This is a genomic window from Salinicoccus luteus DSM 17002 (assembly GCF_000712035.1).
Classification (GTDB): Bacteria; Bacillota; Bacilli; order Staphylococcales; family Salinicoccaceae; genus Salinicoccus; species Salinicoccus luteus.
This window is the reverse complement of the sequence record NZ_JONV01000007.1, coordinates 374,123-398,819: the sequence shown is the minus strand read 5'-3', so window position 1 is coordinate 398,819 and position 24,697 is coordinate 374,123. Positions and strand designations below refer to the sequence as shown.

Sequence of the window (24,697 nt, the reverse complement as noted above, 5' to 3'; positions counted from 1 at the left end):
TTGGCATGCCGGGATGGGAAACCATCCCGGCTTTTTCATCATGGACGCATAAGGACACCATGAGGTTGCCGCTTTAAAATCACAGGTAATAGTTATACAATGTTAATAATAAATACAAAGTACAGGAGAGTCTCTAAACATGGCAAAAACGAAAAATATTTTCGAGTGCATGGCATGCGGACACGAATCGCCCAAATGGATGGGCAGATGTCCGAACTGCGGTGCATGGAACCAGATGGAAGAGAAGCTGGTCCACAAGGAGACGAAGGGGCGGGGGACGTTCGGCAAGCCCGAAGCGGAAGGCCGCCAGCGCAGCCGGAAGCTTGAACGGGTGAGCAAGAGCAACACGCCGAGGACGCTGACACAGAGCGGCGAGTTCGACCGGGTCCTTGGTGGGGGCATCGTCGATGGATCCCTGATCCTGATCGGCGGGGATCCCGGCATCGGGAAGTCGACGATACTCCTCCAGACGGCTCTTACCCTGTCCCAAAACCACGAAGTACTGTATGTATCCGGTGAGGAATCACTGGAACAGATCAAGCTGCGTGCGGACCGGCTGACTGAAGGGAGCGATCAGCTGAATGTCTATAGCGAGACCAACCTCTTCTACATCCATGACGAGATTAAAAGGCTGGACCCAGACTTCCTGATCATCGACTCCATCCAGACCATATACAATCCGGATGTGACGAGTGCCCCCGGGAGCGTCTCCCAGGTGCGTGAGTGTACACAGAGCCTGATGAACATCGCGAAAAGCGGTAATGTTGCCACCTTCATCGTCGGTCATGTGACCAAGGAGGGTCAAATTGCAGGACCGAGGATGCTTGAGCATATGGTGGATACGGTGCTTTATTTCGAAGGGGACCAGCACCATACCTACCGCATGCTCCGGGCGGTCAAGAACCGCTTCGGATCCACGAATGAAATGGGCATGTTCGAGATGAAGAGTGAAGGGCTGAAGGAAGTGCTCAATCCTTCGGAAATATTCCTGGAGGAGCGCTCGAAGAACACTCCGGGGTCGGCCATCGTGGCCACCATGGAAGGGACGCGGGCACTGCTGGTCGAAGTCCAGGCACTTGTCACGCCGACGCATTTCCACAATCCACGGCGCATGGCCACAGGCATCGATCATAACCGGCTCTCCCTGCTGATGGCGGTGCTCGAGAAGAGCGAAGGGCTGCTCATGCAGCAGCATGACGCCTACATCAAAGTGGCGGGGGGTGTGCGCCTGGATGAACCGGCAGTCGACCTCAGTGTCATCGTCAGCATCGCCTCAAGCTTCAAGGCCGCCCAGGTCAGGGGCGATGACTGCTTCATCGGTGAAGTCGGCCTGACGGGGGAGGTCAGACGGGTCACCAAGATAGAACAGAGGCTCCAGGAGGCGGCGAAACTCGGTTTCAACCGTGCCATCATCCCGGCGTCGAACATGAGTGGGCTCGAGGTGCCGGAGGGCATCGAAGTCATCAGCGTCCGCACTTTGAGGGATGCGCTGAAAGTCGCAATTACCAAATAAGGGGAGGTGAATATTCATGTTGAAGTATCTGCTGTATGTGTTGTATGTACTTATCGGGGTGTCGCTCGGTCTCTGGCTGATGCCGACCCTCTTCCAGGTGCTTCCGGTCGATCTGCCGCTCGTCCTTGACAATGTGCTGGTGCACGGTCTGGCCGGACTCCTGCTCTTCCTTCTCCTTTTCCTGTGGACGGTGCCGAAAGTCGAGTCGCTGATCCGGCGGGGGGAAGTCCTGATCCTTAACCGCAGCCTTGCGGAAATTGTATCCGCCACTCTGGGAATGATCATCGGTCTTTTAATTGCTGTCTTAATTTCCTTATTGATCAATGCGATCGACATTCCCCTTATCGGCGATATCTTTCCCTTCATACTGGCTGTGATACTCGGATATCTCGGGTTCCAGATCGGGCTCAAGAAGTTCAGCGAAGTCCTCGATTTCCTGCCCGGCAATTTCTCGAAAGTCCAGGAGGACGAGAGGAAGATCCCGCGGAAGTTCCTTGATACGAGTGCCATCATAGACGGAAGAATCGTGGATGTGGCAAAGACCGGGTTCATCGAAGGGGAGCTCGTCATCCCGCAGTTCGTGCTGGATGAACTCCAGCTCATTGCCGACGCTACGGACCCGATCAAAAGGGACAAGGGCCAGAGGGGGCTGGATATGCTGAATGCCCTGCAGGAGCAGAGTGATAATGTTACCATCATGCCGGTCGATTACGACAAGCTTGATGTCGACCATCAGCTGATCGAAGCCGCAAAAGTGGAACACGGTGCCATCATCACCACCGACTATAATCTGAACAAGGTATGCCAGCTGCACCAGATCCCGGTCCTCAATGTAAATCAGCTGTCCGATGCAATAAAGGTCGTCGTCATCCAGGGCGACACTTTCGATCTGCTGATCTCGAAGACGGGCAAAGAGGAGAACCAGGGGGTCGGCTATCTTGAAGATGGTACGATGGTCGTGGTTGAAGAAGGCAGGTCCCTTATAAATAAGACCGTCAAAGTAGAGGTGGTAAGTGTGCTCCAGACAAATTCCGGGCGCATTGTATTCGCGAGGAAAGTGAGAAGGAAATGAAATATACAGTAATAATTCCGGCTGCCGGAATGGGCAGCAGAATGCACATGGACTACAATAAGGTTTTCATCAGGCTGGGAGACATCCCGATCATCCGGATGACTGTAGAGAAATTTGAAGCAGATCCCGACTGTGAGGCCATCCATCTTGCCGGACGCAAGGGCGAGATAGATATACTATGGGAGATGCTTCAGGGCTGCACCAAAGTCAAAGGCATCCATGAAGGCGGCAGGGAGCGTCAGCACAGCATCCACAACGTCCTCAGGGCCATCGAGCCGACGGAATACGTGTTTGTCCATGACGGGGCCAGGCCCTTCGTCAGCCGGACGACACTGGAGGGTCTGAAGGCATCGGTGGCCGTGCACCAGGCAGTTATCTGCGGAGTGAAGCCGAAAGACACCCTGAAGCGCATATCCGGTGATGCTGTCGAGGAGACCATCGACCGGACGTCGGTCATCTCAGTGCATACGCCGCAGGCCTTCGAATATGATCTGCTCATGCGGGCCTATCGCAATGCGGAAGAGAACGGCCTCTCCGTAACGGATGACTCGATGATGGTGGAAGCCCTCGGAAAAAGGGTCCACGTCACGGCCTCGACATATGATAATATTAAAATAACGACTGAAGAGGATCTGAAGGTCGCCGAATCCATTGTGAAGAAAGGGAGTGAATGACATGTTCAGAATCGGTCATGGATTTGATGTCCATGCATTCGAAGCAGGCCGCCCGCTGATCATCGGCGGCATCGAGATTCCCCATGACCGTGGGCTCAAGGGCCACTCGGATGCGGATGTACTGCTTCATACGATGGCGGACGCCATCCTTGGCGCACTGGCCCTCGGGGATATCGGCAAGTTCTTTCCCGATACGGATGCAGCCTTCAAGGATATGGATTCCAAAGTGCTGCTTGCAGAAGTGGTGGAGATGATGTCCAAAAAAGGGTACAGGATAGGGAACATGGATGCGGTCATCATGGCGGAACGCCCCAAGTTCAGGCCGTATATCGACGATATGCGGAATGTTGCCGCCTCCCTTTTGAAGACGGACCTTTCGAATGTTAATATTAAAGCGACGACTACGGAGAAACTCGGTTTTACAGGCAGGGGCGAAGGCATCGCTTCTGAAGCGGTAGTTCTAATTGAAAAAGTGGAGGAATAATAATGGATAAAGTAAGAGTAAGGTATGCACCCAGTCCGACAGGATATCTGCACATCGGTAATGCACGGTCGGCATTGTTCAACTATCTTTTTGCCCGTCGCTATGACGGAGACTTCATCATCCGTATCGAAGATACGGACAGCGCAAGGAACGTGGAAGCGGGCGAAGAGTCCCAGCTCCACTATCTGAAATGGCTCGGCCTGGAATGGGACGAAAGTGTGGATAAGGACGGGGGATACGGCCCGTACCGCCAGTCGGAACGCCAGCACATCTACCAGCCGGTCATCGACAAGCTGCTGGAGGAGGGCAAGGCCTATCGATGCTATATGACATCAGAAGAGCTCGAAGCGGAGCGGGAAGCGCAGATCGCCCGCGGTGAGATGCCGAGATACGGCGGCCAGCATGCGAATCTGACAAAAGAGGAGGAGCAGGCCTTCATTGATGAAGGCAGACAGCCGAGCATCCGTTTCCGGGTGCCGAAGGATGAGACATTCGTGTTCGATGACATCGTAAAAGGCGAAGTGTCATTCGATTCGAACGGCATCGGCGACTGGGTCATCGTCAAAAGGGACGGCGTTCCAACGTATAATTTTGCGGTCGTCGTCGATGACCATATGATGGAAATCTCCCATGTGCTGCGCGGGGATGACCATATCTCCAATACGCCGAAACAGCAGATGATCTATCAGGCGATGGGATGGGAAGAGCCGAAATTCGGCCATATGACGCTCATCGTCAATGAAAATAAGAAGAAACTCTCCAAGCGCGACGGCTCCATCATCCAGTTCATCGAACAGTACAAGGATCTGGGCTATCTGCCCGAGGCGCTGTTCAACTTCATCGCGCTGCTTGGATGGACGCCTGAAGGGGAAGAGGAGATCTTCTCCAAGGAGGAATTCATCAAGCTGTTTGATGAGACGAGACTGTCCAAGTCCCCGGCCTTCTTCGACAAGCAGAAGCTGACATGGATCAACAACCAGTATATGAAGGAGAAGAATGCTGAAACGGTGTTCCAGATGGCGCTGCCCCACCTTGTGAAGGAAGGGCTTGTAGAGGAGAACGCCTCCGAAGCGGAGCTGGACTGGGCGCGCAAGCTTGTGGCCCTCTACCAGGAGCAGATGAGCTTTGCCGGAGAGATTACGACGCTGTCCGAACAGTTCTTCAAGGAAGAGATTGAATTTGATGAAGCGGCAAACGAAGTCGTTGCCCAGGAGCATATCCCCGAGCTGATGGCGGCCCTCTATGAAAAGTTCAGCACGATGGAAGACTTTACCCCGGAAGCCATCAAGGCGGCAATCAAGGAAGTCCAGAAGTCGACCGGCTACAAGGGCAAGAAGCTCTTCATGCCGATCCGTGTGGCTGTGACCGGCCAGACGAAGGGGCCGGAACTGCCTGAAACGATCTCCCTGATCGGCAGGGAGAAGGCACTGTCACGCATTCAGAAGCTGAAGTAACCGGGCAAACCAGTTGCAGCACGGCGGGGAATCCATTATGATTGTTAGAACAGAGAAACCAGTATGATCTTTTGACGGAAACCAGAGATTATCCGGAAGGTGCGAGGATAACCGGTCATTGATCAGAATTGCCCTCTGTGGAAACCTCAATATATCGAGAGTGCAGCATGGGCTGCAAGCAGAGTGGAACCGTGCTTATTGCGCCTCTGTCCTAAATGGACAGGGGTATTTTTATTAGAATGGAGGAACTGGGAAATGCTGGATAGAATGAAGGAAGATATCGATATGGTACTGGAAATGGACCCGGCGGCCAAGAATCGTATGGAAGTGCTCGTCACCTGTTCAGGTCTCCATGCCATCTGGTCGCATCTGATCGCCCATAAATTATACAAGAAAAAGTTCACGACAAGTGCGCGCATCATCTCACAGGTGAGCCGCTTCTTTACCGGTATTGAAATCCATCCGGGTGCCCAGGTGGGCCGGAGACTGTTCATCGACCATGGCATGGGCACTGTGATCGGTGAAACATGCCGTATCGGCGATAATGTGACGATATACCAGGGAGTGACGCTTGGCGGGACCGGCAAGGAAGAGCAGAAGCGGCACCCCGACGTCGACGATAATGTGCTCATTGCTGCGGGTGCCAAAGTACTGGGAAATATACGCATCCACGAAAATTCGAAAATCGGTGCAAACTCCGTAGTATTGAAGGATGTGCCCCGTGACGCCACTGTTGTGGGCATTCCGGGTTATGTGGTCAAGCAGGCGGGTGAAAAAGTGAAGAACGCACGGGATCTGAACCACACCGACCTGCCAGACCCGATTCTCGATATGATTCACGGACTGGAAGATGAAATCAAGGACTTTAGACACGAAGTCAGGAACGAGGTAGAAAATGGTTCTCATATTTAACTCTTTGACGCGGCAGAAGGAAGAATTCAAACCCCTCGAATCAGGCAGGGTAAAGATGTATGTATGCGGTCCGACCGTATATAACTATATCCACATCGGCAATGCGCGCCCGGCCATCGCATTCGATACGGTGCGCCGCTATCTGGAATATAAAGGATATGAAGTGGAATATGTATCCAACTTCACTGATGTGGACGACAAGCTCATCAAGGCATCACTCGAACTGAAGGAGGAGGTCCCGGTCATCGCCGACCGTTTCATAAAAGCCTTCTTCGAGGATACAGGGGCATTGAATGTGAAACCCGCCACCCACCACCCCCGTGTAATGGACCACATGGATGACATCATAGAGTTCATACAGGTACTGATCGATAAAGGGCATGCCTATGAATCGGATGGTGATGTCTATTTCAGGACGCGCTCCTTTGACGAATACGGCAAGCTCTCCCACCAGTCGGTGGATGACCTGAAAGTGGGCGCAAGGATTGAAGCGGGGGAGAAGAAACAGGACCCGCTGGACTTCGTCCTGTGGAAGCAGGCCAAGCCGAATGAAATCAAATGGTCCGCCCCCTGGGGCGAGGGGCGTCCGGGATGGCATATCGAATGCAGCGTCATGGCGCGCCATCATCTGGGGGACACGATCGACATCCATGCCGGCGGGCAGGATCTGACCTTCCCGCACCATGAAAATGAGATTGCACAGAGCGAGTGCATGACGGACAGTACATTCGCCAACTATTGGATGCATAACGGCTACATCAACATCGACAATGAGAAGATGTCGAAATCCCTCGGCAACTTCATCCTTGTGCATGACATCATCAAGGAAATCAATCCGAATGTCCTCCGCTTCTTCATGATCAGCGTCCACTACCGCAATCCGATCAACTACAACCGGGAACTTGTGGGCGCTGCCGAGAATGGTCTGAAGCGGATCCAGTTCAGCTATCTGCAGGCAAAGGAGCGTCTTGCCAGTGCCGTCGGCAATGGGGACGACGAAGTAATGGTGAAGATCATCTCGGACAACCTCAAAACGTTCGAGGCCCATATGGATGATGACTTCAATACGGCAAATGCCATCACTTCATGGCATGACCTGGCGACCGAACTGAACAAGTACCTGCGCCGGAATACGACATCCGTCGAGGTGTTGGAACGCTTCGTCGAAACGTTCGAAATCTACAGCAATGTCCTCGGCATCGAATTGGATGAAGCGGAAGTGCTGCTCGACGAGGAGATCGAGGCACTGATCGAAGAACGGAATGAAGCGAGGAAGAACAGGGATTTCGCACGTGCGGATGAAATCCGCGACAATCTGAAGGATCAGGGGATCGTTCTCGAGGACACCAAGGAAGGCGTGCGTTTCAGACGTGGGTGAGCATAACACTGATGAAATGCAGCCCCTGTCCCTCGCCTTTGTGGGGGATGCTGTGTACTCCGTCTACGTCCGGAGCCATCTGCTGACTGAGCGGCCCTACCTGAAACCGGATGCCGTCCATCAGGCAGCCAACCGGCTGGTGAAGGCGAGTGCCCAGGCTGAAGCTCTGGATTATCTGCACAAGCACGTTCTGACCGAGGAAGAGTGGGACATCGCAAGGAAGGCGCGAAACAAGTCGAGCGCAACGCGGGCGAAGAATGCGTCGATCAAGGACTACAGGAACGCTTCCGGTCTGGAAGCGCTGATCGGGCATCTCCACTTGAATGGGGAGAAGGCGCGGCTTGATGAATTGATGCATATTATATTGGAATCAGGGAGGGATAAAGATGAGTGATTCAGTAATAGCGGGACGCCATGCGGTGCGCGAGGCGCTCATGGGGGATGCGGACATCAACAAGGTCTTCATCCAGGACTCCGTGAACAAGGGGCAGATCAAGGACATACTTGATACTGCAAGAAAAAAGAAGGTGGTCGTCCAGACGGTCCCCAAATCGAAGCTTGACGGACTGACAGACGAACGCCACCAGGGCGTAGTGGCCCTCGGCAGTCCCCATGACTATATGCCCCTCGAAACACTGCTGGGAAGAATCGAGGGGAAGCGTGCGAACCTGGTCATACTCGATGGACTGGAGGATCCGCACAATCTCGGTTCCATCCTGAGGACATGCGATGCAACTGGATTTGATGGGGTCATCATTCCAAACCGCCGTTCCGTCCAGCTGACGGATACAGTCGCCAAGACATCCACAGGGGCGATAGAGCATGTGCCGGTCGTCCGCGTGACGAACATCAACCAGACCATCGACAAGCTGAAGGAGAAGGGCTTCTGGGTGGCCGGCAGCGATGGCAAGGGAACGATGGACTACCGGGAAATGGCGGCAGACGTCAATACAGCCCTTGTGATAGGCAGCGAAGGTAAAGGAATCAGCAGAAAGACATTGGAAAAATGCGACTTCGTCGTCCAGATTCCGATGGTGGGCCATATCACCAGCCTCAACGCCTCGGTATCGGCCGCACTGCTGATGTACGAAGTGTTCCGCAAGCAGAACGACGTCAGGCGTGGATGATATGAAGCGGAAAAAAAGACGCATTCTGATTGTGGACGGCTATAATCTGATTGGTGCGAATCAGGAGTTGCATAGGGAGTCCTTCCATTCACTTGAAATGCCGAGAGAGAAGATACTGGCAGCCTTGGCTGAATACCAGTCGGTTGCGAACTATGAAATCATCTGTGTATTCGATGCCTATGAGGTACGTTCGAAAGAAAGCATCTTTGACTATCATGGCGTCACTGTGGTGTATACAAAGGAGAAGGAGACGGCCGACGAGTATATCGAACGCTTCGTCCATGACCACTATCATCCCCACCTGTGTGAAATCAGTGTGGTCACGAGCGACCTGACCGAGCAGAACGCCATATTCGCACTCGGTGCATACAGGATTTCGTCCCGGGAGATGTGGGTGAATCTGACGGAAGCCGAAAAAAATATCAGCAGGAAAATAGACACGATTAACGAAAAAATGCCCAGGCAGAAATTGAATATCGGTGATGACGTCCAGGCGAAACTTGAAAAATGGCGCCGGGGACGATTCTAGCGTATTGAATTTGTGTACATTCCCTCTTATCATTCCTATTAACAGGATAGGGGGATGGATATGTACCATATTGCCACGTTTCATTTTTTTGTCAGGGAAGATGCCGATGACGAGCTGGATGCACTGGCCTTCAGGGTCCATGCGGGGGATATGGAAGCCTTCGATCTGATGGACGCCAAACTGAGGCCGCAGATCCGCCGGATGAGCTATCGCTATATGAATGACTTCCATGACCGTGAAGATATCGAACAGGAGATGATGGAGCAGGCACTCAGGCTGTGCAGCCGCTATCAGCGTGATCGGGGAAGGTACAGCCACTACCTGTTCCGTACGCTGCATCTTGATATGCGTTCGAGAAGGAAGCGGTCCATGCGGGTATACAGCCCGCCTGTGCCGGTCTTTGAGGACGGTGCGGTGGAGCCGGCCGATCCGGAGGGGAAAGTGGCCAATCCCCTCACCATCATGGTGAGGGAGGAGCAGCTCCAGTACCTGATGCACAAGAGGGGGATATGCTCCCCAATGGAAAGGAAGGTGCTGCAGCACCTCGGGAAGGGGCATGACATCAGTGATGTCTGCAGGGAATTCGCCCTCGACAGAAAGAGTGTGCTGAACACCCTCCACCGCATCAGGCGCAAAAAGGAGCGCCTTGCCCTCATGGAGGAGTCCGGTGGAGCCGTTTGACAACATGGCTTGAAATCGGTATAGTAAATTAGAATTGAAATGAGGATTTTATGATGAAAGTGGCATTGTTATGCACTGAATGCGGGTCGCGCAACTACACGACTGAAAGCGAGCATAAAGAGCGGCTTGTGCTCAAGAAATACTGCAGGACATGCAACCGGCATACGACTCATAAGAGTTCCATCTGATACAGGAGGAAAGCAACCGATGGCAAATGATAAGAACTTCTTGCAGAATGTTGTCAGCGAAATGAAGAAAGTAAGCTGGCCGACTGGTCAGGAGACGGTGCGCTATACTGCGGTCGTCATGTTCACAGTGATATTCTTTCTGGCGTTTTTCTATGCGCTGGACCTGGGTATCTCCGCAATCATAGACTTAATGTAACTAAAGGAGAGATACTATGTCTGGAGAAAAGAACTGGTATGCTGTGCACACCTATTCCGGATATGAAAATAAAGTAAAAGCAAATCTCGAGGCGCGCCTTGAATCGATGAATATGCAGGATCAGATCTTCCGGGTCATCATTCCTGAAGAGGAAGAGACGACCGTCAAGGACGGCAAGCGAAAGACTGCGATGAAGAAGACCTTCCCAGGCTACGTGCTGGTCGAGCTGGTCATGACCGATGAATCCTGGTACATCGTACGGAACACGCCTGGCGTCACCGGTTTTGTCGGCTCCCAGGGTGCAGGCAGCAAGCCGAACCCGCTGCTGCCGGAGGAAGTCAAATTCATCCTGAAATCCATGGGGATGTCAGAACGTACAATCGACTTCGAAGTTGAAGTCGGGGAATCCGTCAATATCGTTGATGGACCGTTCAAGAACCAGACCGGGGAAATCCGTTCAATCGATGAGGAGCACTACAAGCTCACGGTACTCGTGGAGATGTTCGGCCGGGACACACCTGTGGAAGTTGAATTCGACCAAATCGAGAAATTGTAATAAGTGACTTGTGTTTTCAATGGAATAATGGTATATTGTCATGGTCGAATTTTGTTCGGCCATCTTTTTTTATGATGCGAGTGGGAGGGTGAAAACTGACATCCTATGACCACATCACGATAACGAGGAGGTGCACATCGTGGCTAAAAAAGTAATCAACGTAGTAAAATTGCAGATTCCTGCAGGTAAAGCGAACCCAGCACCACCGGTAGGTCCGGCACTAGGTCAAGCGGGCGTAAACATCATGGGATTCTGTAAAGAATTCAATGCACGTACACAGGAGCAGGCGGGTCTCATCATTCCGGTTGAAATTTCCGTATTCGAGGACCGTTCTTTCACATTCATTACGAAGACTCCACCAGCAGCCGTTCTTCTGAAGAAAGCTGCAAATGTCGAAAAAGGTTCAGGCGAGCCGAACAAGGACAAAGTGGCGACAGTAACTGAAGCGCAAGTACGTGAAATTGCTGAAACTAAATTGGAAGACCTTAATGCAGCAGACGTGGAAGCGGCTATGCGTATGGTCGAAGGTACAGCAAGAAGCATGGGCTTCACTGTAGAAAAATAATTTGAATTGACCATAAGATTAAAGTATTAATACAAACGTGGGAGGATTACCCGCTATAACCACAAGGAGGAATAGTAATGGCTAAGAGAAGTAAAAAGTATCAGGCTGCTCTCGAGAAGTTTGATCAAAATACGTCTTACAGCGTAGAAGAAGCAGTCAAACTTGCCAAAGAGACAAGCACTGTAAACTTCGATGCTTCTGTAGAAGTAGCATTCCGCCTGGGTATTGATACGCGTAAAAACGATCAGCAGATCCGTGGAGCAATCGTACTGCCGCACGGTACTGGCAAGTCACAGCGTGTATTGGTATTCGCTAAAGGCGACAAGGCGAAAGAAGCAGAAGCAGCAGGTGCAGACTACGTAGGGGAACAGGACTACATCCAGAAGATCAATAATGGATGGTTCGATTTCGACGTCATCGTAGCTACACCGGACATGATGGGTGAGGTCGGCAAGCTCGGCCGTGTGCTCGGACCAAAAGGTCTCATGCCAAACCCTAAAACAGGTACAGTAACCATGGATGTTACTAAAGCCGTTGAAGAGATCAAAGCAGGTAAAGTTGAATACCGTGCGGAGAAATCAGGTATCGTGCATGCAGCGATCGGCAAGGTTTCCTTCGATGAAGAGAAGCTCGCCGACAACTTCAGAGCAGTTTACGATGCACTCGTAAAAGCGAAACCGGCTTCTTCCAAAGGTACTTACTTCAAATCCGTGGCACTGTCTTCAACAATGGGACCTGGTGTCAAAGTTGATCTGAACGAAGTGAGAATCTAGATTTCAATACCAGATTGGATATTGACAACTGCAGCTGTATTGTGTATAGTTGCAGTTGTATTTTAATATTCCCTAAGACAGTAGGAGCACCCTGTGCTTAAAACCCGATCCTACCGAGGCAAATGATGACGACTTGAATTCATATTGAATATTCAAGCACTTTTTGCCGTGGGTAAAAGGTGCTTTTTTAATGCACCGGATACACAAAAATTATGGAGGTGTAACTATGTCAAATGTGATTGAAGCTAAAAAGCAGCACGTAGATGTCATTTCCGATCAGCTCAAGAACTCTGTATCTACAGTGCTTGTAGACTACCGTGGCCTGTCTGTATCTGAAATGACCGAACTGCGCAAACAGCTTCGTGAAGCAGGCGTCGAGTTCAAAGTCTACAAAAACACGATGACACGCCGTGCAGCTGAACAGGCTGAACTTACTGAAATCAATGAGTTCCTCACTGGCCCAAATGCGCTTGCATTTTCCAACGAAGATGTAATCGCGCCAGCGAAGATCATCAACAATTTCGCCAAGGAACACGAAGCTTTGGAAATCAAAGCAGGCATCATCGAAGGAACGTTCACGCCGGCAGAAGATGTCAAGGCGATTGCAACGCTTCCAGGCAAAGAAGGCCTTGTTTCCATGCTGCTTTCTGTACTCCAGGCTCCAGTACGCAACTTCGCCTATGCAGTTAAAGCAGTCGGTGAAGAGAAAGAGAACGAAGAAGCTTAAACCAATCTATTAAAAAAACGGAGGAATTATAATGTCTCAAGAACAAATCATTGAAGCAATCAAAGAAATGTCCGTACTTGAACTTAACGACCTTGTTAAAGCAATTGAAGAAGAATTTGGCGTAACAGCTGCAGCTCCAGTAGCAGCAGCAGGCGCAGGCGGCGGAGAAGCAGCTGCTGAAGAGCAGACTGAATTCGACGTTGAACTCACAGACGCTGGATCTTCCAAAATCAAAGTCATCAAAGTTGTTCGTGAAGCAACTGGTCTTGGACTCAAAGAAGCGAAAGCAGTCGTTGACGGCGCACCTAAAGTTGTCAAAGAAGGCCTTTCCAAAGAAGAAGCTGAAGAACTCAAATCCCAGCTTGAAGAAGTTGGCGCTGGCGTAGAACTTAAATAATTTTTGTGTAAACACTTGGAGGCTCATCTTAAACATCTATTGTTTAAATGAGCCTCTTTATTGTCTTATGCAAGTGCCTTATTACATAGGAGTGGTATCATGAGCCATTATTTCACTGGAGATAATACAGAACATGAATATAGGGAAATCGAAATCAAATATAAGGATAGGATCTACCGCTTCAGGACGGATCGCGGCGTCTTTTCAAGAGACCGGATCGACTACGGATCCTCAGTCCTGATTGATGCCGTCGTCAGTGATTGCGATCTGCCTGAAGGCGGCGCCTTCATAGATATGGGTGCAGGCTACGGGCCGATTGGAACTGTTCTTGGGGAGGTGCTCGGGGCAAAGCCGATCATGGTCGAGGTGAACACCGATGCACTTGTGCTGTGTGGAGAGAATGCAGAATACAACGGTGTCGAGGCGGAAGTACTGAGCCGGACGGAATATGATGCGATGGCACTCCCGGAGCGCCCGTCACTCTATGTGACGAACCCCCCGTTCCGTGCAGGGAAACCGGTGGTAATGGAAATGATCGAGGATGCCCATAGGAAGCTTGCGGCGGAGGGCGCCTTCTATATGGTCGTTCAGAAGAAGCAGGGTATGCCGTCATACAGAAAAGCGGTTGAGGTGCTTTTTGGAAACTCGGAAGTTGTCGTCAAAGACAAGGGCTATTATGTGCTCAAGGGCATAAAAATATAAAAGAGCGATATTTGACTTGACAAATTTTCTGTGGTATAGTTATAGAATGTAAAAATATAATGTCAATCAGTATGCACTTTTTGAGCACTGATTGGATGGAGCGTATTAAATATTGTTAATAAATAGAAAATGGGGTTGGTCACGATTCCGTTTTCTTTTTGTCTTATTAACTGTTTAACTGCTTCGGTGAATGTTTTACGTAATTTTTATTAGGGGTGAATCTGTCGATGAGTCAATTGATTCAATATGGAAGACACGCTAAACGCAGAAGCTATGCACGTATCGAAGAGAAATTGGATTTGCCGAACCTGATCGAAATCCAGACGAAATCCTATGAATGGTTCCTGCAGACGGGCCTGATCGAAATGTTCAAGGACATTTCACCGGTTGAGGACTTCACTGGAAACATGTCATTGGAATTTGTGGACTACAAGCTTGGCGAACCCAAGTACGATGAGGAAGAGGCAAAGAACCATGATGCAACATATTCTGCACCGTTGCGTGTAAAAGTACGCCTTGTCATCAAAGAAACGGGCGAAGTCAAGGAACAGGAAGTATTCATGGGTGACTTCCCACTGATGACGGATACAGGTACTTTCATTATCAATGGCGCAGAGCGCGTAATCGTATCCCAGCTTGTCAGAAGTCCATCCGTATACTATTCGGAAAAAATGGACAAAAACGGCAAAGCCAGCTTTGGAGCGACGGTGATTCCCAACCGTGGTGCATGGCTTGAATACGAAATCGATGCTAAAGATATAGTTTACGTAAGAATAGACCGTACGCGCAAGCTGCCGATGACGGTACTGCTCAGGGCGCTCGGATTCTCTACAGACCAGGAAATGATAAACCTCCTCGGTGACAGTGAACATCTCAGAAACACACTGGAGAAGGATACGACAGAAACAGTGGATCAGGCACTCCTAGAAATATACGAACGACTTCGCCCAGGCGAACCGCCGACAGTTGAGAACGCCAGAAATCTCCTCTACTCACGGTTCTTTGATCCGAAGCGTTACGATCTCGCGAGTGTTGGACGCTACAAGATGAATAAGAAACTGCACCTCAAGAACCGCTTGTTCAATCAAGTGCTCGCAGAACCTATCGTGGATAAGGAAACAGGCGAAATCGTAGCAGAAACAGGTACGACGGTCGACAGACGCACATTGGACAGCATCATGGATGTGCTTGAAGCCAATGCGAACCTTGAAACATTCCGCCTGGAAAATGGACTTCTGGATGAACCGATTGAAATCCAGTCCATCAAAGTGGAGGCGCCAAACCAGGAAGAAGGCACAACGACAGTCATCGGTAATGCCTTCCCTGATGTGGAAGTGAAATCCATTACACCATCCGACATCATTGCCTCCATGAGCTATTTCTTCAACCTGATCGAAGGTGTTGGGCATACGGATGATATCGACCACCTTGGAAACCGTCGTCTGCGTTCTGTCGGCGAACTGCTGCAGAACCAGTTCAGAATCGGTCTTTCCCGTATGGAACGTGTAGTGAGGGAGCGTATGTCGATCCAGGACACAGAGTCCATCACACCGCAGCAGCTCATCAATATCCGTCCTGTGATTGCCTCCATAAAAGAGTTCTTCGGCAGCTCCCAGCTATCACAGTTCATGGACCAGACAAACCCCCTTGCAGAACTGACGCACAAGAGACGTCTATCTGCGCTTGGACCCGGTGGTCTGACGCGTGAACGTGCCGGCATGGAAGTGCGGGACGTACACTATTCCCACTACGGCCGCATGTGCCCGATCGAGACTCCGGAGGGGCCGAACATCGGTCTGATCAACTCACTCTCCAGTTTTGCCAGAGTGAATGAATTCGGCTTCATCGAAACGCCATACAGAAGAGTGGATCCGGAAACAAACCGTGTAACGGGTCAGATCGACTACCTTACTGCCGATGAAGAAGACAGCTACGTCGTGGCCCAGGCCAACGCCCTGCTGAATGAAGACGGATCTTTCGTCAGAGATGAAATCGTATGCCGCTTCCGCGGCAACAATACAAAAATGGCAAGAGAGCGCATGGACTACATGGATGTTTCTCCGAAGCAGGTTGTTTCCGCAGCGACAGCATGTATCCCATTCCTTGAAAATGACGACTCCAACCGTGCATTGATGGGCGCGAACATGCAGCGTCAGGCAGTACCGCTCCTCATTCCGCAATCTCCTGATATCGGTACAGGCATGGAACACGTGGCTGCCCGCGACTCCGGTGCTGCAGTAGTTGCACGCTATAAGGGCCGTGTGGAGCACGTAGAAGCGAAAGAGATCCATATCCGCCGCATCGAGGAGGAGAATGGCAAGGAGATCGAAACGGAGAAGGATATCTACAGACTTTCCAAGTTCATCCGTTCCAACTCCGGTACCTGCTACAACCAGAAGCCGATCGTTTCAAAAGGCGATGTGGTGACGAAGGGTGAAATCCTTGCAGATGGACCATCCATGGATAACGGTGAGATGGCACTTGGACAGAATGTCGTCGTCGGCTTCATGACATGGGACGGCTACAACTATGAGGATGCCGTAATCATGAGTGAACGCCTTGTCAAAGATGATGTCTATACATCCATCCATATCGAAGAGTATGAGTCCGAATCCAGGGATACGAAACTCGGACCTGAAGAGATCACGAGGGATATTCCGAACGTTTCCGACAATGCACTCAAGAAGCTCGATGACCGTGGCATCGTCCACATTGGCGCAGAAGTCAAGGATGGCGACATCCTCGTCGGTAAAGTGACGCCGAAAGGTGTTACGGAGCTGACGGCGGAAGAACGCCTCCTGCATGCGATATTCGGTGAGAAGGCACGTGAAGTCCGCGATACTTCACTGCGTGTACCGCACGGTGCCGGCGGCATCGTCCTTGATGTCAAAGTGTTCAACCGTGAAGATGGCGATGAGCTGTCCCCGGGTGTCAACCAGCTCGTGCGTGTCTACATCGTCCAGAAGCGTAAGATCAGCGTAGGGGACAAGATGTGTGGACGTCACGGAAACAAGGGTGTAATCTCCAGAATTCTTCCGGAAGAGGACATGCCTTATATGCCTGACGGCACGCCAATCGACATCATGCTCAACCCGCTTGGGGTACCTTCCCGTATGAACATCGGACAGGTGCTTGAACTCCACCTTGGCATGGCGGCCCGTGCGATGGGTCTGAAGATGGCGTCACCGGTATTCGATGGTGCCAACGAAGAAGACGTGTGGGATACGATGGCGGAAGCCGGCCTTGCACGTGATGGCAAGACGGTGCTCTACGATGGACGTACAGGCGATCCGTTTGAAAGCCGTATCTCCGTGGGTGTCATGTACATGCTCAAACTTGCCCACATGGTCGATGACAAGCTTCACGCAAGAAGCACCGGACCATATTCCCTCGTCACACAGCAGCCGCTCGGTGGTAAAGCCCAATTCGGTGGCCAGCGTTTCGGGGAGATGGAAGTATGGGCGCTGGAAGCCTATGGTGCCGCGTATACCCTCCAGGAAATCCTGACGGTCAAGTCGGATGATACTGTAGGGCGTGTGAAGACTTACGAAGCGATTGTGAAAGGTGAAAATGTCCCTAAACCTGGTGTCCCTGAATCATTCCGTGTACTGATGAAGGAACTCCAGAGTCTTGGCCTCGATGTCAACATCCTCGATGATCAGGACGAAGAAGTCGAGATGCGTGATACTGAAGAGGATGATGCATCCAATCAGATGAATTTGAGCGAGAAGACAAGCGCTGCAACTGAAGATGTCACTGAATGATGATTGAGCTTGATAAAACTTTAGGGAGGAAAGCTCATTGATAGATGTAAATAGATTTCAATATATGAAAATAGGTCTGGCTTCATCAGAGAAGATCCGCTCATGGTCCTTTGGTGAAGTGAAGAAGCCTGAAACGATCAACTACAGGACACTGAAGCCTGAAAGGGACGGTCTGTTCTGTGAAAAGATCTTCGGTCCTACCAAGGACTGGGAGTGCAGCTGTGGGAAATATAAGCGTGTAAGATATAAAGGTATGGTCTGTGACCGCTGTGGAGTGGAAGTGACACGTTCCAAAGTACGACGGGAAAGGATGGGGCACATCGAACTTGCTGCCCCTGTCTCCCACATCTGGTACTTCAAGGGAATCCCATCCAGAATGGGACTGCTCCTTGACATGTCACCGCGCTCACTGGAGGAAGTCATCTATTTTGCTTCCTACGCAGTGATCAAGCCGGGGTCCACAGGACTCGAGCCGAAACAGCTCCTTACTGAACGCGAGTACAGGGAGTACTACGACAAGCACGGCAATACGTTCACAGCCAAGATGGGTGCTGAAGCGATCAAGGAACTCCTTATGGATGTCAATCTTGAGGAAGAGCTTGAAGCGCTGAGGAAAGAGCTGGAGACAGCTACCGGACAGCGGCTGACAAGGGCGATCAAACGCCTTGAAGTCGTTGAATCATTCCGCAGCTCCGGCAATGATCCATCCTGGATGATCCTGGATGTCCTGCCGATTATCCCACCGGAAATCCGTCCGATGGTACAGCTTGATGGCGGCCGTTTTGCGACAAGTGATCTGAATGATCTCTATCGTCGTGTAATCAACCGCAACAACCGCCTGAAGCGCCTGTTGGATCTTGGCGCGCCTGGAATCATCGTCCAGAACGAGAAGCGCATGCTCCAGGAGGCGGTGGACGCCCTGATCGACAATGGCCGTCGTGGCCGTCCAGTGACAGGACCGGGGAACCGTCCGCTCAAGTCACTGTCCCATATGCTCAAAGGTAAGCAGGGCCGTTTCCGTCAGAACCTTCTCGGTAAACGTGTCGACTATTCAGGTCGTTCCGTAATCGTTGTAGGACCAAGCCTGAAGATGTATCAATGTGGCCTGCCTAAGGAAATGGCACTCGAACTCTTCAAACCGTTCATCATGAAAGAGCTTGTGGAACGTGAAATGGCAACAAACATCAAGAATGCCAAAGGCAAGATCGAGCGTATGGAAGATGATGTATGGGATGTTCTTGAAGATGTCATCAAAGAACACCCTGTGCTCCTCAACCGTGCACCGACGCTCCACCGTCTGGGCATCCAGGCCTTTGAGGCGACGCTTGTCGAAGGCCGCGCCATCCGTCTGCATCCGCTTGTAACGACAGCGTACAATGCCGACTTTGATGGAGACCAGATGGCGGTACACGTACCGCTCTCCAAAGAGGCGCAGGCGGAAGCGCGCATGCTGATGCTCGCTGCACAGAACATCCTCAATCCGAAGGATGGGAAACCGGTTGTTACACCATCACAGGATATGGTGCTCGGCAACTACTACCTCACCCTCGAGAGGGAGAATACGAAGCGTGAAGGGCACATCTTCAAGGACGCGAACGAAGTCGTTATGGCCTACCAGAACGGCTACGTCCAGCTCCATACACGCATCGGACTGCACACAGGCTCCATGGAGAGTGAAAAAGTCTCCGAAGAGAATAAAGGCAAGATTCTGATGACGACAGCAGGCAAGGTCATCTTCAATGAAATCATGCCGCCGTCCTTCCCGTACCTCAATGAACCGACCAGGGAGAACCTTGAGGAGAAGACACCGGACCGCTACTTCGTTGCAGTGTCCGAGCTTGGCGAAGGCGGACTTGCAGAGAAGTTCAAGGACACGCCGATTGTGGAACCTTTCAACAAGAAGTACCTGGGACAGATCATCGCTGAAGTGTTCAACAAGTTCCACATTACAGAAACGTCCGTAATGCTCGACCTCATGAAGGACCTCGGCTTCAAATATTCTTCCAAAGCCGGTATCACAGTGGGTGTATCCGACATCGTGGTTCTGCCGGACAAACAGCAGATCATCGACGATACGGAAGAGAAGGTCGAAAAAGTGCAGAAGCAGTTTGCACGCGGTCTGATCACTGAAGAGGAACGCTATGGTGCAGTCATCGAACTGTGGACACGTGCGAAGGATGTCATCCAGGAACGTCTGATGGCGTCACTCCACCGTCTGAACCCGATCTTCATGATGAGTGATTCCGGCGCTCGTGGTAATGCGTCCAACTTCACCCAGCTTGCTGGTATGCGTGGACTCATGGCCAACCCGTCCGGACAGATCATCGAACTGCCGATCAAGTCGAGCTTCCGTGAAGGCCTGACAGTACTCGAGTACTTCATTTCTACACACGGTGCGCGTAAAGGTCTTGCCGATACAGCACTCAAGACGGCCGACTCCGGCTACCTCACAAGAAGACTTGTCGACGTGGCGCAGGATGTCATCGTACGTGATGACGACTGTGGTACGGACAAAGGACTCCTTGTTTCTGCATTGACAGAAGGATCCGAGCTCATCGAACCGTTCATCGACCGTCTGGAAGGGCGCTATTCGAAAGAAACGGTTAGACATCCTGAGACGAAAGAAATCCTCGTCCATTCAAACGAACTCATCACTACAGAACTTGCGAAGGAAATCGTAAACAGCGGCATCGAAGAGATGTACATCCGTTCCGCCTTCACATGCAACACCCGCCATGGTGTTTGTGAACGCTGCTACGGAAAGAACCTGGCAACAGGTGAAAAAGTCGAAGTGGGCGAAGCAGTCGGTACAATCGCTGCCCAGTCCATCGGCGAGCCGGGTACACAGCTTACAATGCGTACATTCCACACGGGTGGGGTGGCCGGAAGCGATATTACCCAGGGTCTCCCGCGTATCCAGGAGCTCTTTGAAGCGCGTAATCCAAAAGGTCAGGCGATGATTTCAGAAATTCGTGGTGCCGTTACGGACATCGAAGTCGTCAAGGACCGTCAGCAGGAGATCAAGATCAAAGGCGAGCAGGAGACGAAGACCTACACAGCACCAGCGACAGCACGCCTGCTTGTGGAAGTGGGCGAGCAGATCGAGCCTGGCCAGATCCTTACGGAAGGTTCGATCGAACCGAAGGAACTCCTTGCGGTGGCGGGCCTGAACCGTACACAGGAATACCTGCTTAAAGAAGTACAGAAGGTATACCGTATGCAGGGTGTTGAAATCGACGATAAGCACGTCGAGGTCATGGTAAGGCAGATGCTCAGAAAAGTAAGGATCATCGATGCTGGAGACACGACGCTTCTTCCAGGAGCCCTTGTCGACATCCATGCATTTACGGATGCGAACAAGGAAATCTTCAAGAAGCGCAAGCGTCCTGCAACGGCGAAACCGGTACTGCTCGGAATCACGAAAGCATCCCTTGAAACAGAAAGCTTCCTTTCTGCAGCCAGCTTCCAGGAAACAACAAGAGTGCTTACAGATGCTGCAATCAAAGGAAAACGCGATGAACTTCTCGGTCTCAAGGAGAACGTCATCATCGGTAAGCTGATTCCTGCGGGAACAGGCATGCCGAAGTATCGCGATGTTGAAATTGACGTAGCGAAAAGCACAGAGGCAGTCGAGAAGGAAGAAGTATTGATAGAAGAATAACAGCAGTACCCACTCTGCGGAGTGGGGCCTGTTTTTTCATGTTATATTGTTGACATGAACAAGGCCGGATGCTATTATTATTAAGGTTACTCTATATGGGATCTATTGGATCGATATGGAGATAGAAAATGTTGAAATGTAAGATTTCAATCTTACACATTTTTTATACCCTAAAAATGAACCACCTGGATGTGTGGGATTAATGAAGAGAGGAGGAAAACCATGCCAACGATTAATCAGCTTGTAAGAAAACCTCGTCAATCGAAAGGACAAAAATCAGACTCACCAGCATTGAACAGAGGGTTCAACAGCCTTAAGAAGCGTGTGACACATGAAAATGCACCACAGAAACGCGGTGTTTGTACTCGTGTTGGAACAATGACTCCTAAGAAACCGAACTCCGCTCTGCGTAAATATGCACGTGTGAGACTTTCAAATAATGTTGAAGTGAACGCATATATTCCTGGAATCGGGCACAACCTGCAGGAACACAGCGTAGTACTTATTCGTGGTGGACGTGTAAAGGACCTTCCTGGTGTACGTTACCATATCGTACGTGGTGCGCTTGATACTTCAGGTGTCAACGACCGCAGACAAGGCCGTTCACTCTACGGTACTAAACGCCCTAAGAAAAAATAATTGCGCCATGATATGATGCACAAACAAACCTAATTTTTGAAAGGAGGATGACTATGCCACGTAAAGGACCAGTTGCTAAAAGAGATGTATTGCCGGATCCGATTCACAATTCCAAACTTGTGACTAAGCTTATCAATAAAATGATGGTGGACGGGAAACGCGGTACATCCCAAAGAATTCTCTATTCAGCATTTGATCTTGTACAGGAACGTTCTGGCAGGGATGCAATCGAAGTTTTTGATGAAGCAATCGAAAACATCATGCCGGTACTTGAAGTTAAAGCACGTCGTGTAGGTGGTTCAAACTACCAGGTGCCAGTAGAGGTGCGTGCAGATCGCCGTACAACTCTCGGACTTCGTTGGCTCGTGAACTACGCACGTCTGCGTGGGGAAAAGACAATGGAAGAGCGCCTAGCGAACGAAATTCTTGATGCTGCCAACAATACAGGCGGAGCCGTCAAGAAACGTGAAGACACACACAAGATGGCTGAAGCAAACAGGGCATTCGCTCACTACCGCTGGTAGTAGGCGGACCCCTAGTAGCCGCTTAGCTTAATTTCATCCCATTCCTGGAAGGAGAAAAGGATACAAATGGCAAGAGAATTCTCTTTAGATAAAACGCGTAATATCGGTATCATGGCCCACATCGATGCTGGTAAGACGACGACGACTGAACGTATTCTTTATTATACAGGCCGCATTCACAAGATTGGTGAAACTCACGAAGGTGCATCCCAGATGGACTGGATGGAGCAGGAACAGGAACGTGGAATCACGATCACATCCGCTGCCACAACAGCGCAGTGGGACGGTCACCGCGTCAACATCATCGATACGCCTGGGCACGTAGACTTCACTGTAGAAGTTGAACGTTCCCTCCGTGTACTTGATGGTGCTGTAACAGTTCTTGATGCCCAATCAGGTGTTGAGCCTCAGACTGAAACTGTCTGGAGACAGGCGACAACCTACGGCGTCCCTCGTGTTGTATTCATCAACAAGATGGACAAAGTCGGTGCGGACTTCGAATATTCAGTAAGTACACTCAAAGACCGTCTGCAGGCGAATGCCCACCCGATCCAGCTTCCGATCGGTGCTGAAGATGACTTCACAGGCATCATCGACCTGGTAGAGATGAAGGCATTCCACTACAACAACGATCTTGGTACGGAAATTGAAGAAATCGAAATCCCGGCTGAATATAAAGACAAAGCAGATGAACTCAGAGAGGGCCTCATCGAAGGACTCGCTGATGTGAATGAAGACATCATGGAAAAATACCTGGGTGGAGAAGAGATTTCAGTAGATGAACTGAAAGCTGCAATCCGCCAGGCGACATGTGATGTTGAATTCTACCCTGTAATGTGCGGTACTGCCTTCAAGAACAAAGGGGTACAATTGCTCCTCAATGCAACAATCGACTATCTGCCATCACCACTTGATGTAAAACCTATCGTTGGACACAAAAAAGGTGACGAAGATGCAGAGATCATTGCGAAGCCGGATGATTCCGAGCCATTTGCTGCTCTCGCATTCAAAGTAATGACAGACCCATTCGTGGGTAAACTTACTTTCTTCCGTGTGTACTCCGGTACACTGGATGCAGGTTCCTACATCAGGAACACTACGAAAGACAAGCGTGAGCGCGTCGGACGTATCCTGCAGATGCACGCAAACTCCCGTCAGGAGATCTCTACGGTCTACTCTGGGGATATCGCAGCAGCAATCGGACTCAAAGATACTGGTACAGGAGACACACTGTGTGATGAAAAGAATCAGGTTATTCTTGAATCCATGGACTTCCCTGAACCGGTTATCCACCTGTCTGTAGAACCGAAATCCAAAGCTGACCAGGACAAGATGACAAGCGCCCTCGTCAAGCTTCAGGAAGAGGACCCTACATTCACAGCACACACTGACAACGAGACTGGACAGGTTATCATCGGTGGTATGGGTGAGCTTCACCTCGATATCCTTGTTGACCGCATGAAGCGTGAGTTCAAAGTTGAGTGTAACGTAGGTGCACCAATGGTATCCTACCGTGAAACATTCAAGAAGCAGGCTTCTGTACAAGGTAAATTCACACGCCAATCCGGTGGCCGTGGCCAGTACGGTGACGTTCATATTGAATTCACACCTAACGAAGTCGGTGGCGGATTCGAGTTCGAAAACGCAATCGTCGGTGGTGTGGTACCACGTGAATATATCCCATCCGTCGAAGCAGGTATCAGAGACTCCATGGAAAATGGTGTGCTCGCCGGCTACCCTATGGTAGACATCAAAGCGAAACTTTTCGATGGTTCCTACCACGATGTCGACTCCTCTGAGATGGCCTTCAAGGTGGCTGCATCCCTGGCACTCAAAGAAGCTGCCAAAGTTTGTGAACCTGTAATCCTTGAGCCTGTCATGAAAGTTGAAATCGTAATGCCTGAAGAGTACATGGGAGACATCATGGGTGACGTTACAAGCCGTCGTGGCCGTGTCGAAGGTATGGCTGCACGCGGTAACGCACAAGTCGTCAATGCATTCGTTCCACTGTCCGAAATGTTCGGATATGCGACCAACCTGCGTTCAAACACGCAAGGCCGCGGAACTTATACAATGACATTCGATCACTATGAAGAAGTGCCAAAATCAATCTCTGAAGAAATCATCAAGAAAAACAAAGGTGAATAGTCAGGCCGCTTGATTTTTACGCTTGAATCATTT

At 50.7% G+C, this 24,697-nt stretch carries 24 protein-coding genes and 1 other annotated feature; all 24 genes read left to right on the top strand.

Annotation, left to right across the window (positions count from 1 at the left end; translation table 11 throughout):
• Positions 1–139 precede the first annotated feature (139 nt).
• The 24 genes from radA to fusA all read left to right on the top strand — a co-directional run bounded on the left by radA (position 140) and on the right by fusA (position 24,664).
• Positions 140–1,513: a DNA repair protein RadA gene (radA, locus tag BO53_RS0104630; RefSeq protein WP_031545956.1), complete on the top strand. Its 1,374-nt coding sequence runs from the start codon at positions 140–142 to the stop codon at positions 1,511–1,513.
• Between the two features lie 16 nt (positions 1,514–1,529).
• Complete coding sequence (locus BO53_RS0104625; protein WP_211250555.1) at positions 1,530–2,585, top strand: PIN/TRAM domain-containing protein; 1,056 nt, start codon at positions 1,530–1,532, stop codon at positions 2,583–2,585.
• On the top strand, positions 2,582–3,259 hold the full coding sequence (gene ispD / locus BO53_RS0104620; RefSeq protein ID WP_031545952.1) for a 2-C-methyl-D-erythritol 4-phosphate cytidylyltransferase: 678 nt from the start codon (positions 2,582–2,584) through the stop codon (positions 3,257–3,259). Before BO53_RS0104625 ends, ispD begins: the two co-directional genes overlap by 4 nt.
• Before the next feature lies 1 nt (position 3,260).
• On the top strand, positions 3,261–3,743 hold the full coding sequence (ispF, locus tag BO53_RS0104615) for a 2-C-methyl-D-erythritol 2,4-cyclodiphosphate synthase (protein WP_031545949.1): 483 nt from the start codon (positions 3,261–3,263) through the stop codon (positions 3,741–3,743).
• A complete protein-coding gene (gene gltX / locus BO53_RS0104610) occupies positions 3,743–5,197 on the top strand; it encodes a glutamate--tRNA ligase (protein ID WP_031545946.1) in 1,455 nt (484 codons plus the stop codon). Before ispF ends, gltX begins: the two co-directional genes overlap by 1 nt.
• Before the next feature lie 255 nt (positions 5,198–5,452).
• On the top strand, positions 5,453–6,109 hold the full coding sequence (gene cysE / locus BO53_RS0104605; protein ID WP_031545945.1) for a serine O-acetyltransferase: 657 nt from the start codon (positions 5,453–5,455) through the stop codon (positions 6,107–6,109).
• A complete protein-coding gene (cysS, locus tag BO53_RS0104600; RefSeq protein ID WP_031545943.1) occupies positions 6,093–7,487 on the top strand; it encodes a cysteine--tRNA ligase in 1,395 nt (464 codons plus the stop codon). The genes cysE and cysS overlap by 17 nt, the downstream gene beginning before the upstream one ends.
• A complete protein-coding gene (locus BO53_RS0104595; RefSeq protein ID WP_245608190.1) occupies positions 7,480–7,881 on the top strand; it encodes a Mini-ribonuclease 3 in 402 nt (133 codons plus the stop codon). The genes cysS and BO53_RS0104595 overlap by 8 nt, the downstream gene beginning before the upstream one ends.
• Positions 7,874–8,614: a 23S rRNA (guanosine(2251)-2'-O)-methyltransferase RlmB gene (rlmB, locus tag BO53_RS0104590; RefSeq protein WP_031545938.1), complete on the top strand. Its 741-nt coding sequence runs from the start codon at positions 7,874–7,876 to the stop codon at positions 8,612–8,614. Before BO53_RS0104595 ends, rlmB begins: the two co-directional genes overlap by 8 nt.
• A gap of 1 nt (position 8,615) precedes the next feature.
• Positions 8,616–9,143: an NYN domain-containing protein gene (locus BO53_RS0104585; protein WP_031545935.1), complete on the top strand. Its 528-nt coding sequence runs from the start codon at positions 8,616–8,618 to the stop codon at positions 9,141–9,143.
• A 60-nt stretch (positions 9,144–9,203) separates the two neighbouring features.
• Positions 9,204–9,824: an RNA polymerase sigma factor gene (locus BO53_RS13545; protein ID WP_031545933.1), complete on the top strand. Its 621-nt coding sequence runs from the start codon at positions 9,204–9,206 to the stop codon at positions 9,822–9,824.
• 50 nt (positions 9,825–9,874) lie between these two features.
• On the top strand, positions 9,875–10,012 hold the full coding sequence (gene rpmG, locus BO53_RS13685) for a 50S ribosomal protein L33 (RefSeq protein WP_175287866.1): 138 nt from the start codon (positions 9,875–9,877) through the stop codon (positions 10,010–10,012).
• 19 nt (positions 10,013–10,031) lie between these two features.
• Positions 10,032–10,208 carry a preprotein translocase subunit SecE gene (gene secE / locus BO53_RS0104575; protein ID WP_031545932.1) on the top strand — a complete coding sequence of 59 codons (177 nt, stop codon included), beginning with the start codon at positions 10,032–10,034 and terminating at the stop codon, positions 10,206–10,208.
• 16 nt (positions 10,209–10,224) lie between these two features.
• Positions 10,225–10,764 (top strand): transcription termination/antitermination protein NusG, encoded by a 540-nt coding sequence (gene nusG / locus BO53_RS0104570; protein WP_031545930.1) that lies wholly within the window; start codon positions 10,225–10,227, stop codon positions 10,762–10,764.
• Between the two features lie 139 nt (positions 10,765–10,903).
• A complete protein-coding gene (gene rplK, locus BO53_RS0104565; protein ID WP_031545927.1) occupies positions 10,904–11,329 on the top strand; it encodes a 50S ribosomal protein L11 in 426 nt (141 codons plus the stop codon).
• 77 nt (positions 11,330–11,406) lie between these two features.
• A complete protein-coding gene (gene rplA / locus BO53_RS0104560; RefSeq protein WP_031545925.1) occupies positions 11,407–12,102 on the top strand; it encodes a 50S ribosomal protein L1 in 696 nt (231 codons plus the stop codon).
• 53 nt (positions 12,103–12,155) lie between these two features.
• Positions 12,156–12,300, top strand: a sequence feature (ribosomal protein L10 leader region).
• A 28-nt stretch (positions 12,301–12,328) separates the two neighbouring features.
• A complete protein-coding gene (rplJ, locus tag BO53_RS0104555) occupies positions 12,329–12,829 on the top strand; it encodes a 50S ribosomal protein L10 (protein WP_031545923.1) in 501 nt (166 codons plus the stop codon).
• 28 nt (positions 12,830–12,857) lie between these two features.
• Positions 12,858–13,226, top strand: a complete 369-nt coding sequence (gene rplL / locus BO53_RS0104550; RefSeq protein ID WP_031545921.1) for a 50S ribosomal protein L7/L12 — start codon at positions 12,858–12,860, stop codon at positions 13,224–13,226.
• Between the two features lie 99 nt (positions 13,227–13,325).
• Positions 13,326–13,928, top strand: a complete 603-nt coding sequence (locus BO53_RS0104545; RefSeq protein ID WP_031545918.1) for a class I SAM-dependent methyltransferase — start codon at positions 13,326–13,328, stop codon at positions 13,926–13,928.
• 227 nt (positions 13,929–14,155) lie between these two features.
• Entirely contained in the window at positions 14,156–17,692 is a 3,537-nt protein-coding gene (rpoB, locus tag BO53_RS0104540) for a DNA-directed RNA polymerase subunit beta (RefSeq protein ID WP_031545916.1), read from the top strand.
• Between the two features lie 37 nt (positions 17,693–17,729).
• Positions 17,730–21,353, top strand: coding sequence for a DNA-directed RNA polymerase subunit beta' (gene rpoC / locus BO53_RS0104535; protein WP_031545914.1), 3,624 nt, complete (start codon positions 17,730–17,732; stop codon positions 21,351–21,353).
• A 222-nt stretch (positions 21,354–21,575) separates the two neighbouring features.
• Positions 21,576–21,992 carry a 30S ribosomal protein S12 gene (gene rpsL, locus BO53_RS0104530; RefSeq protein ID WP_031545912.1) on the top strand — a complete coding sequence of 139 codons (417 nt, stop codon included), beginning with the start codon at positions 21,576–21,578 and terminating at the stop codon, positions 21,990–21,992.
• A gap of 53 nt (positions 21,993–22,045) precedes the next feature.
• Positions 22,046–22,516, top strand: coding sequence for a 30S ribosomal protein S7 (rpsG, locus tag BO53_RS0104525; RefSeq protein ID WP_031545910.1), 471 nt, complete (start codon positions 22,046–22,048; stop codon positions 22,514–22,516).
• A gap of 66 nt (positions 22,517–22,582) precedes the next feature.
• Positions 22,583–24,664: an elongation factor G gene (gene fusA / locus BO53_RS0104520; protein ID WP_031545908.1), complete on the top strand. Its 2,082-nt coding sequence runs from the start codon at positions 22,583–22,585 to the stop codon at positions 24,662–24,664.
• Positions 24,665–24,697 lie beyond the last annotated feature (33 nt).

Coding starts and splice junctions, on each gene's coding strand:
- BO53_RS0104585 (WP_031545935.1), top strand. CDS start 8,616: ATGAAGCGGAAAAAAAGACGCATTCTGATTGTGGACGGCTATAATCTG.
- rpsL (WP_031545912.1), top strand. CDS start 21,576: ATGCCAACGATTAATCAGCTTGTAAGAAAACCTCGTCAATCGAAAGGA.
- ispF (WP_031545949.1), top strand. CDS start 3,261: ATGTTCAGAATCGGTCATGGATTTGATGTCCATGCATTCGAAGCAGGC.
- nusG (WP_031545930.1), top strand. CDS start 10,225: ATGTCTGGAGAAAAGAACTGGTATGCTGTGCACACCTATTCCGGATAT.
- cysE (WP_031545945.1), top strand. CDS start 5,453: ATGCTGGATAGAATGAAGGAAGATATCGATATGGTACTGGAAATGGAC.
- BO53_RS0104625 (WP_211250555.1), top strand. CDS start 1,530: ATGTTGAAGTATCTGCTGTATGTGTTGTATGTACTTATCGGGGTGTCG.
- rpmG (WP_175287866.1), top strand. CDS start 9,875: ATGATGAAAGTGGCATTGTTATGCACTGAATGCGGGTCGCGCAACTAC.
- rplJ (WP_031545923.1), top strand. CDS start 12,329: ATGTCAAATGTGATTGAAGCTAAAAAGCAGCACGTAGATGTCATTTCC.
- rplA (WP_031545925.1), top strand. CDS start 11,407: ATGGCTAAGAGAAGTAAAAAGTATCAGGCTGCTCTCGAGAAGTTTGAT.
- radA (WP_031545956.1), top strand. CDS start 140: ATGGCAAAAACGAAAAATATTTTCGAGTGCATGGCATGCGGACACGAA.
- rpoB (WP_031545916.1), top strand. CDS start 14,156: ATGAGTCAATTGATTCAATATGGAAGACACGCTAAACGCAGAAGCTAT.
- fusA (WP_031545908.1), top strand. CDS start 22,583: ATGGCAAGAGAATTCTCTTTAGATAAAACGCGTAATATCGGTATCATG.
- rlmB (WP_031545938.1), top strand. CDS start 7,874: ATGAGTGATTCAGTAATAGCGGGACGCCATGCGGTGCGCGAGGCGCTC.
- BO53_RS0104545 (WP_031545918.1), top strand. CDS start 13,326: ATGAGCCATTATTTCACTGGAGATAATACAGAACATGAATATAGGGAA.
- ispD (WP_031545952.1), top strand. CDS start 2,582: ATGAAATATACAGTAATAATTCCGGCTGCCGGAATGGGCAGCAGAATG.
- BO53_RS13545 (WP_031545933.1), top strand. CDS start 9,204: ATGTACCATATTGCCACGTTTCATTTTTTTGTCAGGGAAGATGCCGAT.
- rpsG (WP_031545910.1), top strand. CDS start 22,046: ATGCCACGTAAAGGACCAGTTGCTAAAAGAGATGTATTGCCGGATCCG.
- cysS (WP_031545943.1), top strand. CDS start 6,093: ATGGTTCTCATATTTAACTCTTTGACGCGGCAGAAGGAAGAATTCAAA.
- secE (WP_031545932.1), top strand. CDS start 10,032: ATGGCAAATGATAAGAACTTCTTGCAGAATGTTGTCAGCGAAATGAAG.